At 70.4% G+C, this 14,294-nt stretch carries 9 protein-coding genes; 5 read left to right on the top strand and 4 right to left on the bottom strand.

Annotated elements, in window-relative coordinates; translation table 11 throughout:
- Positions 1–491: 491 nt before the first annotated feature.
- From WMF12_RS00960 to WMF12_RS00950, 3 genes are all read left to right on the top strand, one after another.
- A complete protein-coding gene (locus WMF12_RS00960) occupies positions 492–3,785 on the top strand; it encodes a P-loop ATPase, Sll1717 family (RefSeq protein ID WP_437859886.1) in 3,294 nt (1,097 codons plus the stop codon).
- 102 nt (positions 3,786–3,887) lie between these two features.
- Complete coding sequence (locus WMF12_RS00955) at positions 3,888–4,643, top strand: glutathione S-transferase (protein ID WP_437743680.1); 756 nt, start codon at positions 3,888–3,890, stop codon at positions 4,641–4,643.
- Positions 4,644–4,877: 234 nt separating this feature from the next.
- Positions 4,878–6,143: a PAS domain S-box protein gene (locus tag WMF12_RS00950; protein WP_437859876.1), complete on the top strand. Its 1,266-nt coding sequence runs from the start codon at positions 4,878–4,880 to the stop codon at positions 6,141–6,143.
- An 88-nt stretch (positions 6,144–6,231) separates the two neighbouring features.
- Here the strand turns inward: WMF12_RS00950 and WMF12_RS00945 are convergent, their stop codons facing one another.
- Positions 6,232–6,885 carry a TetR/AcrR family transcriptional regulator gene (locus tag WMF12_RS00945; protein WP_437859868.1) on the bottom strand — a complete coding sequence of 218 codons (654 nt, stop codon included), beginning with the start codon at positions 6,883–6,885 and terminating at the stop codon, positions 6,232–6,234.
- A gap of 136 nt (positions 6,886–7,021) precedes the next feature.
- Here WMF12_RS00945 and WMF12_RS00940 point away from each other — a divergent pair, with 136 nt between their 5' ends.
- Together WMF12_RS00940 and WMF12_RS00935 are read left to right on the top strand one after the other, a co-directional pair.
- Positions 7,022–7,630, top strand: a complete 609-nt coding sequence (locus WMF12_RS00940; protein ID WP_437859856.1) for a VOC family protein — start codon at positions 7,022–7,024, stop codon at positions 7,628–7,630.
- A gap of 231 nt (positions 7,631–7,861) precedes the next feature.
- Positions 7,862–8,287 (top strand): organic hydroperoxide resistance protein, encoded by a 426-nt coding sequence (locus WMF12_RS00935; protein WP_437548723.1) that lies wholly within the window; start codon positions 7,862–7,864, stop codon positions 8,285–8,287.
- Here WMF12_RS00935 and WMF12_RS00930 read toward each other — a convergent pair.
- The 3 genes from WMF12_RS00930 to WMF12_RS00920 all read right to left on the bottom strand — a co-directional run bounded on the left by WMF12_RS00930 (position 8,273) and on the right by WMF12_RS00920 (position 13,858).
- Positions 8,273–10,198 carry an ABC transporter ATP-binding protein gene (locus WMF12_RS00930; protein ID WP_437859841.1) on the bottom strand — a complete coding sequence of 642 codons (1,926 nt, stop codon included), beginning with the start codon at positions 10,196–10,198 and terminating at the stop codon, positions 8,273–8,275. The two genes, WMF12_RS00935 and WMF12_RS00930, sit on opposite strands and share 15 nt — an antisense overlap.
- Entirely contained in the window at positions 10,195–12,129 is a 1,935-nt protein-coding gene (locus WMF12_RS00925) for an ABC transporter ATP-binding protein (RefSeq protein WP_437859825.1), read from the bottom strand. The genes WMF12_RS00930 and WMF12_RS00925 overlap by 4 nt, the downstream gene beginning before the upstream one ends.
- Before the next feature lie 154 nt (positions 12,130–12,283).
- Positions 12,284–13,858 (bottom strand): hypothetical protein, encoded by a 1,575-nt coding sequence (locus WMF12_RS00920; protein ID WP_437859799.1) that lies wholly within the window; start codon positions 13,856–13,858, stop codon positions 12,284–12,286.
- Positions 13,859–14,294 lie beyond the last annotated feature (436 nt).

Raw genomic sequence — 14,294 nt, 5'->3', positions numbered from 1 at the left:
TCCCCCCTTCGCGGCTACCCTGCTCCCGCGACGACCGCTCGACGAGCTGGCCCCGACGCGAGCCCACGGCGCGGTGTGCGCTCGAACTGCTCATCGCGCCCCGCTCGCCGGAGATCACAAGACCAGAGCCAGGGCTCACCGGAGCGCATGAGGCGCTGTGATTGCACGGTGTATGCCGATCTCCGGGCCCCAGACGGCGTAAACGACGGAAAACCGGACGCCTGCCACGGGCGGAGGCGCCCCGCACGGGAGGCGCGCTGGATGGGATGGGCCGCCTCGACTTTCGTGCCGCGCCTGGACACTTCCTGACCCGGAGCGCCCCCATGTCCGCGCCCGCGCCACCGCGCGCCACCCGAGCTCCGCCGCGGCGCGCGCTTCCCCGCGCCCGAGCGCCCGAGCAGGAGCCCTACTTCTGGGGCGGCGTTGCGACGAGCTGGTAGGCGCGGGCGCGCAGGTTTTCCTGAGGCGCCAAGGCTGGTACGCTGGGCGATATGTCGGATGAGAGTGCCCGCCGTCCGTACCAGGCCACCAAGCCATCCGCTCGCGGGAGCGACTCGACCGGGGCCAGGAGCGTTGGCCCGGGGGATGTCGTCGGCCAGCACTTTCGGATCGACGAGCTCCTGAAGAAGGGAGGCATGGGCCGGGTCTACCGGGCAACCGATCTTCGCCTCGGCGAGCCGGTCGCGCTCAAGCTGATGGATCCGGCGATCGTCGGCACGGAGAGGGCGCGCGCCCGCTTCTTCCGCGAGGCGCAGACAGCGGCGAGGCTGCGGAGCAAGAACGTCGTGCAGCTCCTCGAGTTCAACGTCGATGCAGCCACGCAGGTGCCCTACATCGCCATGGAGCTCCTTCGCGGCGAGGACCTGGCCCAGCGGATCGCCCGCGGGCCGCTCTCCTATGAACAGACGAAGGCGATCCTCGGCGATGTCTGCAGCGCGATCGCCAAGGCCCACCGCATGGAGATCATCCATCGCGACATCAAGCCGGCCAACGTCTTCCTCGTCGAGGACGACGATGGCCCGCTCTGCAAGGTCCTCGACTTCGGGATCGTCAAGCTCGGTGACCTCGGGCTCGACCCCCATGGATCCCCGCAGACGGACGCCGGCGCCACCCTGGGCACGGTGAGCTACATGAGCCCGGAGCAGATCGCCGACGCCCGTGGGGTCGACCTCCGCGCGGACCTCTGGTCGATCGGCGTGATCGCCTACGAGTGCATGACCGGGCAACGGCCCTTCCGCGGCGAGTCGCTCTTCGAGCTCGTCCACAAGATCTGCTTCGATGTCCCGGCCCCGCCGTCGCGCCTGGCAGACGTCCCGAGCGGCTTTGACGCCTGGTTCGCCCGGGCGACCCACCGCGACCTCGACCGCCGGTTCACCTCCGCCCGCGAGCTCATCGAGGCGCTCCGGGCGCTCGCTGGGCGCCCGCCGGAGCCGCCCCTGCCCCTGCCCCGGCCCTCGCCGCCCGAGCTCCCCACGAACCAGAGCTGGGCCTCGGACGCCAACCAGATCGATATCGGCGCCCTCAAGGACCTGACCTTCAAGAACGCCGTGGTCCGCGAGTTCCTCGACAGCGCCAACAAGCACTTTGTCTCGGGGAGCAAGGGGCTCGGCAAGACCCTCCTCCTCACGTACAAGCGCTCGGTCCTCAGCGAGATCTACCTGGCGGCGACCGGCCGCGAGCGCCGCCACGCCGCCGTGCAGTTCATCCCGGAGGGGCGGCCGTACCTCGATCTGATGGGCGATCTGCCCAGCGTCGATCAGACCCGCAGCGACCTCATGTCGGGCCTCCACGAGTGCAAGCGGCTCTGGAGCTTCAGCTTCCGCATGTCGATCGTCTCCTACCAGTCCGCCGCCGCCGGCGCCGGCGATCCCGCGGATCTGGCGCCGCTCCCCCGGAGCCTGCGCGGGCTCCTGGAGGGCCGGCCGGTCGAGCCGACGATGGTGCTGAAGGAGCTGCTCTCGCTGACCGTCCGCCAGATCAACCAGGTCGTCGACGCGATGGAGCGCCCGCTCGAGCGGCGGCTCCGCTCGCTCCACAGCGGCGTCTTCATCTTCATCGACAAGCTCGATCAGGCGCTCCGGCGGCTCCCGCGGGCCGCGTGGATCCACATGCAAGCGGGGATGATCGAGGCCGCGTGGGATCTCATGAACGCCAACCGGCACGTCAAGATCTTCGCCACCATCCGCGAAGAGGCGTTCTCCGCCTACGAGTCCGACATCAAGACCAACCTCTACGGCGCGACGTCGACGCTCCGCTACGCCAAGCACGAGCTCTTCGAGCTGCTCGAGAAGCTCACGTATTATTACGAGCGGCTGCCGCTCCGCGAGTTCATCCACCTCGACGTGGTGAGCGCGGGGCGCTCGGCCCGCGGCGAGTCGACCTTCGACTTCCTCCACCGCCACACCCTCGGACGGCCGCGCGACCTCGTGATCCTCGCCTCGGAGATCTCGCGCAACCGAAAGGCGCTCGACGAGCGGACCTTCACGCAGATCGTGCAGCGCACCAGCGCCGGCCTCCTCGTGGCCAACATCTTCGACGAGATGCGGGTCTTCCTCGAGGTGCTCTGTCACCGCGACAAGCGGGCTCGCTTCCTCGGCCTCCTCCCCTGCGACGTCCTCACCCACGACGAGGTGATCGAGGTCTGGTGCAGGTTTCATGAGGTCGATCGCGCGTTCTACGACGCCCACGGCAGGGAGGCCGACGACGTCTACCACCCTTTCCGCGAGCTCTTCGAGTGCGGCCTCCTCGGGGTGCTCGGCGCCGATCCGGGGGCCGAGCGCCAGGTCCAGCGCTTTCGCCAGCCGCACGACGCCGTCGTCGGCTCGCGCCACGAGCTGCCGCGCTCGCGGTATTACCTGCTCCACCCTTCCCTCCGCGCGTTGATCGAGCCGCTCCCCGGCGGCGGCCGGTTCCACGCGATCCGCCACGTGATCATCGGCCACGGGGAGCCCTGGCCCCGCCACTGGGACCTCGTGGTCGACGTCCAGCGCGAGCTCTTCCGGCGCCCGGACGCCGACGAGGAGATCGGCGGGGCGGTGTTCTCCCTCCTCGACCGCCTCGCGACAGAGATCGCCGACGGCGAGGGCCCCGACGCCGCGCGTCGGGCGATCGCCGCCTCCCCCACCTTCGCCCGCCTCAGCGCGCACCTCGAGCGAATCCACTGGGACGATCTCCACCTCACGCTCCTCGAGCTCTTCCCCGACGAGCGGCGAGAGGAAACGGAGCCGACCGACCGGGTGGAGGTGGCGATGCTGCTCATCGACATCGTCCGGTCGACCCACATGATCCGCAGCATCGGCGACACCGGCTTCGTCGACCACCTTCACCGGCTCCGCGGCTCCCTCCGAGGGGCGACGAACCCGCGCCTGCTGAAGGGGACCGGCGATGGGTACCTCGCGGTCTATCCCACGGTGGCCCGCGCCGTCGACGCGGCCCGCGTGCTCCGCCGCACCGTCGACGACCCCGCCCAGCTGCGCCTCGTCGTCCACTGGGGCTGGGTGCGCATGAGCGATCACGACGTCATCGGCACGGAGGTCCACCGGCTCTTCCGCATCGAGGCGGTCACCGAGGAGGATCGCGCGGACGAGCCGAGCTCCGGGATCGGCCTGCCGCGCCCCGGCCGCGTGACGCTCTCGCGCTCCGCGGCCGCCGCGCTCCCCGACCCGTCGCGCGCGGACTTCCGCCGAGCGGGCGCGTTCCGGCTCAAGGGGTTCGACGATCCCGAGTCGATCTGGGTGGAGATCGACGAGAACGACGAGAACGACGAGAACGACGCCTGCCCGTGAGATCGCTCGCGGTGAGCCCGAGGGCCCACCGACGGGCCGCGCCCTCGGCCCGCGAGCGATCGGCCGGAGGCGCGCGGCGGTGTGTGGTAGCCTGCCGGCGCCATGACCGAGCTACTTGGCCTCGTTTTCTCGCCGTGGACGGAGAAGGCTCGCTGGGCGCTCGACGTCCGGCGCGTCCCCTACACCTTCCGGCACTACCAGCCGCTCGTCGGTGAGCCGGCGCTCCGGGTGAAGCTCCGCCGGCTCACGGGCCGTGTCTCGGTGCCGGCGCTCACCACCGACGACGGGCGCGTGCTCGGGGACTCGGCCGACATCGCACGCTGGGCAGACGGGCGCGGCGCGGGACCGACCCTGTTCCCTGTCGAGCACGAGGCCGATATCGCGCGGCTCATCGATCTTTCGGAGCGCGGCCTCGCCGCCGGGCGCGCCCGCGCGCTGACGCGCATGCTGGCCGACGACGAGGCGCTCGCCGAGATGGCGCCGAGGCCGATCCGCCGCGCGCTCGGCCCCCTCGCCTCGCGGCTGGGAGCGCTGGGGGTCGCCCGCACCCTCCGCAAGTACGACGGCGACAAGACCGACGGCGAGGCGCACCGGCAAACGCAGGTCGCCGTGCTGGAGGAGATCCGCGAGACGCTCGCGCGGGCGGCGCCGTCCGGAGACGCGCCGCGGACGCTCCTCGGCCGCTTCACGTTCGCGGATATCGCGATGAGCCAGGTCCTCGTGAACGTCGCGCCGCCCGCCCAGCTGAAGCTCGGCGCCGCCAGCCGCCGGTGCTTCTCCGACCCCGACCTGCGCGATCGCTACGACGACCTTGTCGCGTGGCGCGACGAGCTCTACCGCGCCTTCCGGACGAGCTGACCTGCCCGGTCGGGCGAGCGCGGCATCTCGAGCGCGGTGAAGCCCGGGGAAACCAGCATGGCAATGCGCTCCATCGGGGAGCTCTCTCCTTCAGGCGTTGAGGGCGACTGACCAGGAGCGCGGTCGTCCAGCGCGCCCCCCCCGACCGTTGGCAGGCGCGTCCGCAGCGCCAGGCCTCGCGTGGCGCCAAAGCCTCGATCATGGACGCCGGATCTGGTAGCGGTGGAATTTACCATGAAACAAGCGTGGCAAACGGACGAGGTGGGCCGCTTCTTCGAGATGTCCGTGGATCTGATCGGCACCGCCGGTTTTGACGGGCGCTTCAGGCGGATTGGCCAGGCGTGGGAGCGCACGCTCGGGTTCTCGCGCGAAGAGCTCTTGTCGACGCCGTTCATCGACTTCGTGCACCCCGACGATCGAGAGCGCACGCTGGCCGAGTCGGCGCAGGTGTTCGGCGGCAGCGGCAGCGTGACGTTCACGAACCGCTACCGGTGTCGCGACGGCTCTTACCGGTGGATCGAGTGGAACTCGTCGGTTCACCCGGAGGAGGAGCTCGTCTATTTCGTCGCTCGCGACGTCACGGATCGCAAGCGCGCGGAGGAGTCGCTGCTCGCGGCCGAGTCCCGGTTCCGGGCGGCGGTCGAGGGGAGCCTGGACGCCTTCTTCGTGCTCCGGAGCGCGCTCGACGAGGCCGGGACGCTCGTGGATTTCGTGGTCACCGACGCCAACCAGAGGGCCGTCGAGGGGATGTCGATGCCCCGCGAGGAGATCGTCGGCAAGCGGCTCAGCGAGCTCTCGCCCGCCGCGCGCCACCTCGGCCAGCTGGACAAGTACGCGCGCGTCTTTCGGACCGGCGAAAGGCTCCTCGAGGAGCAGCAGATCGAGAGTCCAGGGCACGAGGACCGGTGGCTCCAGCATCAGGTCATCCCGCTGAGCGACGGTGTCGCGATCGCGATCAGGGACATCACGCCCTTCAAGCGGCTGGAGGCCGAGCTCAGGGAGACGCTCCAGCGCCGGGCGATCCACGCGGAGGAGCTCGAGGAGAAGAACCGCCTGCTCGCGGCGGAGAACGCCGAGCGCGAGCGCGCCGAGGCGCTGATGCGGCAGCAGCAGGAGACGATGCGCGCCATGTCCACGCCCATCATCCAGGCGTGGGAGGGGGTCCTCGTGCTGCCGATCATCGGGACCGTGGAGACCGGGCGGGCGAATCACATCATGGAGCGGCTGCTCACCGAGATCGTGCGGACGAGCGCGCGCTTCGCCGTCCTCGACCTGACCGGCGTGAACGCGGTGGACGCCGCGACCGTGGCGCACCTCCTCGCCGTGGTGCGCGCGGCGAACCTCCTCGGCAGCAGCTGCCTCGTCTCCGGGATCTCGCCCGAGATCGCGCGGACGATGACGGAGCTCGGCGCGGCGGATGGCGGGTTCAAGACCTTCGGCGTGCTCCAGAGCGCCTTGCGTTACGCGCTCTCCCGCTGCAGCGCCGAAAGCCCGCGGTGAGCCGCCCGGGCGCGCGCATCGACGCGCGCTTCAGCTGACGTGAGGTGGCGGGGAGCGCCTCTGCGTCGCTCGACGGCTGTCGGGCCGCTCACCCGCGGCTGCGCGCCCGCTTGCCCTCCGCGGGGGCGAGCCATCGATCGAGCTCGCCCGAGACGAGGTGAAAGTCGAACGCTTCGGCGTTGATCCCGAGCTGGGTCATGGCGCCGATGATGAAGGACGTGACCACGCGGGCCGCGGCGCGAGGATCCAGATCGGAGCGCAGCTGTCCGCCGCGCACGCCTAGCCGCACGAGGTGCTCGACAGCGAGGTTCCACTCCTTGTGGACGGCGCAGAGCGCGGTCCGCGCCGCCGGGTCGCGCTGCGCGCGCACGGAGAGCTCTTGCAGCACGGCCGCGAGGTGCGGATTGTCCTGGAAGGTGCGCCATGCGCTCTCGAGGTGCGCTCTCAGGATCGCGCGCGCGTGAGCCGGGCCTGCGGCGCCCTGGCCTGCCGGGCGGCGCTGCGCCTCCACGAATTTGTCCGTCACATGCGTGACGATGGCCGCGAGGAGCTCGTCCTTCGTCCCGAAATAGTAGTGAAGCGTCGAGATATTGACCCCTGCGCGCGCCGCGATGTCGCGCGTCCGCAGCCCCTCGAGGCCCTTCTCGGCGATGAGCGTATACGCCGCCTCGAGCAGGTCGCGCCGCCGCGCTGCACCGAGCTCCGTGGACGAGGTCTTGCCGCCCGCGACGGCGCTTCTCATCTTCGCCAAGCCCACGCAAAGCTACAGGTTTTCTCCGGTCCCAGCAAGCGCCCGCGGCGCGCGCCTTGACCGTCCGGCCGCCGTCGCGTATTGTCAATCAACTGATTGATTGACTCCCATCGCATGGAGGAAATGCATGATGTCCTTGGAGCTCGCCACCGCGCCGCTCGCCGCCCGGGTCCAGCGAAAGGCGATCGGCGTGGGGATGCGTCTATTCTTCGCCTGGTCGCACCTTGCGTATCGCCTGCTTCCGCCGTGGGGCGGCAAGCTGCGCGCTGTCGATCACCTCACCGTGCCGTGCTCGGATCTCCGGGTGGCGGAGCGGTTCTATGTCGGACTGCTCGGCGCGCGCGTGGTGATGCGCGTCGACATCCCGTTCCTCGAGCGGATGGGGCGTCCTGCGGACGAGATCGCGCGAGGGGTCCACCTCTCGGTCGTGTTCGCCGGGGGCCCGCGGTTCGACCTCTTCGAGTCGCCGATCGGGCAGCCGCCCCGCGAGGCGGATCATCCGCACTGCGCGCTCTGGGTCGCGCCTGGGAAGCTGCTCGCGTGGAAGGAGCGCTTGAATGCCGCTTCGGTGCCGACGTACGGCCCGACGCGGCTCGGTCCACCGGGCCAGGCGTCGCTCTATTTCAACGATCCATTCGGCAACCGCCTCGAGCTCGTCACGCTCGGCTTCACCGGGGAGATACCGGTCGGGGCGCCCGACGTCTCCGCGCTGAGCTACACCTGGGCTGGCCCGTGAGCTGCCAGCTGACTGCAAGCTGACTGCAAGCTGACTGCAAGCTGATGACAGGCTGATGACGCCGCGCGGTCGATGCCGGGCGTGATTTCCGGGTGGCGTCTCCTCCCGCGGTTGCCCGGGAGCAGCGCGGGCACTATGGGAGCATCCCCGAACGGCGCTGCCCGGTCGGGCCGTGCCCGGCGGGGACGAGCTGCCCGTGACCGGGCTCATCGCCACGAAAGGAACGCTCCAATGCCTGTTGACGTGAAGTACACGACGCAAGCCACGGCCAATGGCGGCCGCGATGGCCACGCTGCCACTGCCGACGGTGCTCTCAAGGTCAAGCTCTCGACACCGAAGGAGCTCGGCGGCGCTGGCGGCGAGGGGAACAACCCGGAGCAGCTGTTCGCGGCGGGTTACGCGGCCTGCTTCCTGGGCGCCCTCAAGTTCGTGGCCGCGCAGGAGAAGGCCCGCATCCCGGCCGAGGCCACCGTGACGGCGACCGTCGGCATCGGCCCGCGCTCCGAGGGCGGGTTTGGCCTCGACATCGGCCTGCGGATCGCGCTGCCGGGCCTGGAGCGGTCGCAAGCCGAGCAGCTGGTCGAGAAGGCGCACCAGGTTTGCCCCTACTCGAACGCCACCCGCAACAACGTCCCCGTCCGCCTAGAGGTCGCCTGACCTTCTGACGCCGCGCGCTCCCTCCACGGGGGCCGGCGCATCATTCATGAGCTCCCGGTGGAGCGCCGCGAACGCTCCCCCCCGCGCGAGCAGCTCCGCGTGCGTCCCCTGCTCGACGACCCGCCCGCGGTCGAGCACGACGACGCGATCGGCGTGCCGGATCGTGCTCAGCCGGTGGGCCACAACGAAGCTCGTCCGCCCTCGCAAGAGCCTCCCGAGCGCCGCCTGCAGCCGGGCCTCGGTGAGCGCGTCCACGGCGCTCGTCGCCTCGTCGAGCAGCACGATGCGCGGATCGGCGACCATGGCGCGCAGGAAGCACACGATCTGCCGCTGCCCGAGCGACAGCGCCGTCCCGCGCTCGCCGACCTCGGTGGCGAGGCCGTCCGGCAGCGCGTCGAGCATGTCGAGCACGTCGAGGCCCCGCGCCGCGTCGCGGATCTCTGCGTCGGTCGCGGCGGGGTTGCCCAAGCGCACGTTGTCGAGCACCGTCCCGCTGAAGAGGAAGTTGCTCTGCAGCACCAGCCCGAGCTGCGCGCGCAGCGAGGCGGACGAGGTCGCCGCGAGATCGTGCCCGTCGACGGTGATCGACCCCGCCGTCGGCAGGTAGAGCTTCGCGAGCAGGTTCAGGATCGACGACTTGCCGCTGCCCGTGTGCCCGACCAGCGCGATCATCTGCCCCGGCTCGGCGACGAGATCGACGCCGTGGAGCACCGGCTTGCCCGGATCGTAGGCGAAGTGGACCCGCTCGAACACGACCCGGCCGCGCGCGGGCGGCAGCGCCGGGAGGCCGCGCTCGTCGGGCCAGTCGGGCGCCGTGTCGAGCACGCGGAAGAGCCGTTCGGCGCCCGCCATCGCCGCGAGGGCCTGGTTGTACTGGTTGCCCAGCACGGGGATCGGGTTGAACAGGAGGTTCGCGAGGAAGAAGAACTCCACGAGCACGCGCAGCTCGATCGCGCCGTGGAGCGCCTGATAGCCGCCGACGACCACGAGGACGGCCAGGAACAGCTGCCCGTTGAACTCGAGGAGCGGGAGGAAGGTCGCCGAGTGGCGCGCCGCATCCATGTTGTAGCGGGAGTGGTCGAAGATCAGCGCGCGGAACAGCCCGCCGTTGATGTCCTGCCGCACGAAGCCCTGCGTCACGCGCACCCCCGTGACCGACTCGGCGAGCGTCGCGGTCACGCGGGTGAAGCTCTCCTGCGCGCGCTGGTGGGCGGCCCCGAGGCGCTTGTGGAAATAGACGATCAGCCCCCAGAAGACGGGGACCATCGCGACCACCACGAGGAAGAGCTGCCAGTGCGCGTGGGCCATCAGCGCCATCGCGACCGCCATGGTGCCGAGGTTCACCGTGCTCACGAACACGACGTCCTGCACCGCCACCCGGATCGCGTCGATGTCGGACGTCATGCGGCCGATGAGGCGCCCCACCTTCGTCTTCACGAAGAAGCGCATCGGCATGCGCAGGAGGTGGCTCTCCAGCCGATCGCGCATGTCGAACACCACCGCCTCGCCGAGCTCGAGCGCGAGCCGCGCGCGGTAGTGGAAGACGATCTCGGTGAAGAGCACGAGCGCCGCGAAGCCGAGGACGGCGAGCAGCGTGGCGCGCGCGTCGCGCCGGGCCACCGGGCCGCTGATGATGGCGCCGACCGCCCAGGTCAGGATCGGGAGCTGGATCGACCTGACCACCACGAGGGCGAAGAGCGCGTTCCGCTTGCGCGCGTACGGGCGGGTGAAGGCGAACACCCGCCGCGCGAGCCCGAGATCGAGCGTGCGGTGGTGGTGCTGGTCCGCCTCGTCCTCGAGCGCCACGCGCGCGAGGCCGAGGCGCGCGTCGATCGGCGCCGCCTCGGCCGCGGAGCGGGCCGCCCCCGACGCCGTCGCGGGGCGGCTCGGCGCGTCGGCCCCGCGGCTCACGCCGGGTCCTCGGCAGGGCGCGCGCCCGCGGCGGCGCGGCGCGAGGGGGTGTCGTCCGCCCGCGCCCCGAAGGCGTGGGCGTCGTGCAGCGCGAGGGCGCTCGCGTAGTGGCCGCGCCGCCGGAGCAGCTCCTCGTGGGTCCCCCGCTCGGCGACGCGGCCCCGGTCGAGCACGATCACCTGGTGCGCGCGGCGGAGCAGGTGCGCCCTGTGCGTCGCCATGATCGTCGTCCGCCCCCGCGTCGCGCTGAGGATCGCGTCGAGGATCTCGCGCTCGGTGCTCGCGTCCACCGCCGCGGTCGGGTCGTCGAGCAGGAGCAGCGGCGGGTCGAGCAGCACCGCGCGCGCGATGGCGAGCCGCTGCCGCTGGCCGCCCGAGAGGTTGACCGCCGCCTCGCCGAGCTCGGTGTCATAGCCCTCGGGCAGCTCCCGGATGAACTCGTGGGCGCAGGCGATGACCGCGGCGCGCTCGATCTGCTCGCGCGTCGCGTGCGGGGCGCCGAACGCGATGTTCGCCGCCACCGTGTTGCTGAAGAGGAAGTTGTCCTGAAAGACGACCCCCATGCGCCGGCGGATCTGGTCGAGATCGTGGCGCCGGAGGTCGATCCCGTCGAGGAGGACGCGCCCCGACGTCGGATCGTAGAAGCGCGGGATCAGGCTGAGCAGCGTGCTCTTGCCCGCGCCGGTCGGGCCGATCACGGCGACGAACTGCCCGGGCGCGACGTCGAGGTGGACGTCGTGGATGACGGGCCTCTCGGGATCGTACCCGAACGTGACGCGCTCGAACACGAGGCGCCCCTCGACCCGCGCGGGGCGCGCCGGCGCCTCGGGGCTCGTGATCTCGACGGGGGTGTCGAGCACCTCGAAGACGCGCTTCGCCCCGATGAAGCTCTGCTGCGCGGTGTTGACGATCGTCGCCATGCTCGCGATCTGCCCCGAGAATTGCTGCAGGATGCCGGCGAACACCACGAGCTGCCCGAGCGTCAGCCGGTCGCGGGTGACGAGCAGCCCGCCCATGCCGAGCAGGATCACGAGGTTGATCTGCCCGAGCAGATCGATGGTCGGGCTGAGCACGCTGACGGTCCGGAACGTCTCCTGCTGCTGCTCGCGCACCTCGCGGCTGCGCTCGTCGAAGCGGCGATGGGCCTCGCGCTCTCGCCCGAGCCCCTTGATGACCTGGATGCCCTGCAGCCCCTCCGTGAAGCTCAGGACCATGCGGTCCACGAGCTCCCGGTTGCGCAGGTAGGCGGGCTGCGCCCACCGGGCGAAGAGCGTGCTCGCGATCCAGAGGAGCGGCGTCGGGGCGAGGCACGCGAGCGTCAGCAGGACGTGCGCGCGGAGCATGTACGCGACGTACACGCCGAGCGACAGGACCATGATGACGCTCGGGAGCAGCACCCCGTCCACGAAGGAGCGCACGAGCTGCACGTCGCCTGTGACGCGGTTGATGAGCGAGCCGCTCTTGTTGGCGTCGAAGAACCGGAAGCTCAGCCGCTGGAGCTTGTCGTACACCCGCGCCCGGAGATCCGGGACGATCTCCATGTGGACGAGGTAGCCCACCGAGAGCGCATAACCGTAGTTGATCACCGCGCGCGCGGCCGCCATGGCGAGGATGGCAGCGCCGATCGAGAGGACCGCGCGCATGGGCTCACGCTCGGCGTCTACCAGCGTGCCGAGGCCGTCCGGCAGCTCGGGGAGGTGGATCGAGGGATCGAGCCGATGGCGGAGGATGTCGATGGCGAGCCCGGTCAGGCCGAGCCCAGCGAGCCCCAGCGAGAGCAGGACGATCTGGTAGCCGAGGACACGGAGGACGCGCCCCCGGTACGCCCAGCTCAGCCCGAGGAGCCGCAGCAGGAGTGAGCCTCCCTCGCGGGAGCGCCCTGTTTCCGACGAAGCGAGGGAACCGACATCAGGACGTGAACCGGACAACATCAGCGCAGGGCACCTGGCATACCGGCCATGCCGGGGCCCGTAAGCTACCGATTTGTGCGGCGTTCGCCAGCGGCGGGGACACGAACCCCGGGGCGCGGCCCGCCTGTCACCTGGACCGCTGGGCCAGCGCCCTGACAGGGCTCCTGGCGCTCCGCTAGTACATCAGGTTGCCCTTGCCGAGCTGGAAGTTGATGTTCGATCCGAACTGATCGCGCGCGTTCTGGACGCGCGAGATCGCGTTCGAGATCCGGCCCTGGCGCTGCGACCAGGTCGTCGCCGAGAGGCCCGCCGCGATCTCGGTCTTCGCCAGCTGGAGGCGATCCGTGGAGACGGGGTGCAGCGGCGTGCCGCCGGCGGCGAGGACCTCCAGCGCGTCGTCGATCTCGGCCTCGGCCAGCTCCATCAGACGCCGCTGGACGTCGGCCCGCGTGTCGTGGAACTGCTGGACGAGCACCTGGGCGGCGTTCAGGCGCTGCTTTGCGAGGTCGACGTTGAACGCGGCGTTCAGGACACGAAGGAAGCGGCCGATCTTGTTGATGTCGGAGTCGGGGAACTGGACGGGGCTGCCGAAGCGCGCCTCGAGCTCCAGGCCGGCCGGCGAATTCTTGAAGAAGTCCGACAGATAGAACGCCACCGCGCCCTCGATCTGGTTCCCGAAGGCGTTCGTGTGGAAGAACGGCGGCGTGTCCACGGCCTCGATGAGGGGCGGGGTGCTGAACGTGCCGTCGCCGAACCCGTTGAGAAAGCCGATGTCCAGGACATCGATGTTGGGCGACGCCAGCCCGGAGCCGCCGAAGCCGCCGTCGAACGCGCCGATGGTGCCGGTCGCGGGGGCCTTCCGGGTGCCCGTGTCCAGGTTGCGGTTGCGCCCCGTGTCCAGGTGGTTCGCGCCCGCGTTCGCGTGGCACACGTTGCAGCGGCCCCGCGCCGGGTCGAGGAACGCCTGCCGCCCCTCGTTCGCCTCGGCATCGGCGAGGTTCACCTGCGTGAGGTTGAGCTCGTTCGTCCGGCCAAGGCTCATCTGGTAGGCGAGCGTCAGATCGAGCTCCTGCTCCGTCGGGAGCCGGAAGGCCACCCCCGGCTCGCGGCCGAGATCCGTCGGGTAGTGCTGCGTGATCGCCCCGGTGAGGAACTCGCGCAGCGAGCCGGTGCCCGGGGCGCCGTCGCCCGACCAGCCCGTGCGATGGACCGGCGGGCTCGCTATCCCGTCCACCGGATCCGGCGTGATGCTCGTCGCCAGCGAGAGCGTGTGGGGGACCGCGCGCATCGAGAACTTGTTGTCGAGATCGTCGAAGCCATCGATGTTCTCGCGGATCAGGCCGAGCGTCTTCAGCTCGGGCGTCTCGAGATCGGTCAGCTCCGGATCCTGCTCGAAGACGAACAGCGGGTCGAGGGGGTTATCCTCGAGCAGAGCATCGATGAAGGGGATGTCAATCGTGAAGTTGTTTCCGACAGGATGGCACGTCCCGCAAGACCGGCCGTTGCCCTCGAAGGTCTCGCGAAAGAAGATGTCGGCGCCCGCGCAGATCTCCCTCGTGACGAGCCCGGCGATCACGCGAGGATCCTGGTCGCAAGCCGCGAGCCGCTGCTGAGCCGTGAGCGCGCTCGACGCCGCGCCAAGGATCTCTGCCTCGCCCTCGCCCTCCGGCGCGGCGGGGGCGCACGAGGCGAGGAGAGAAACAGAGACGATGGGGGCGAGGAACAAGGAACTCAATCTCGGACTTGGCATGACGCTCTCTCTTCCTGTTACAGTTGTTCGACACCGATTTCGAAACACGGCGTTCATGGATGCGGCGCGACGTTCGGCGGCAGCGCCGGGGAAACACAGGTGAAACCGACCTGGCGCTACGCCGACGGCCGACGCGGCGCCGGCGCTGCGGGCGAGAGCCGGGGCGAGATGGCCGATCCAGGCCATCCGCGTGGCTTTGGAGGCACGCCGGAGGCCCGAGGTCCGGGCCTCGCGCGCTCCATGCGACAAGCGCGCTCGGGCCGCTCCGCCTCGATACGACCCCCTACGGGGATCGCGCCACAGGCGATCTCAGGCGGCGACTACTTAGCTGACCGGACCAGACATGGCAACGTTCACAAACGTTCGCAGCACAAATCTGACTTCTTAACGAACCTTTACAAGCAGGATCACGAGACGACATTCCCCGGCGGATCGG

This window comes from Sorangium sp. So ce363 (assembly GCF_051520435.1).
Classification (GTDB): domain Bacteria; phylum Myxococcota_A; class Polyangia; order Polyangiales; family Polyangiaceae; genus Sorangium; species Sorangium cellulosum_B.
Note: the sequence above shows the minus strand (reverse complement) of the source record. Positions and strands in the feature narration are given on the sequence as shown.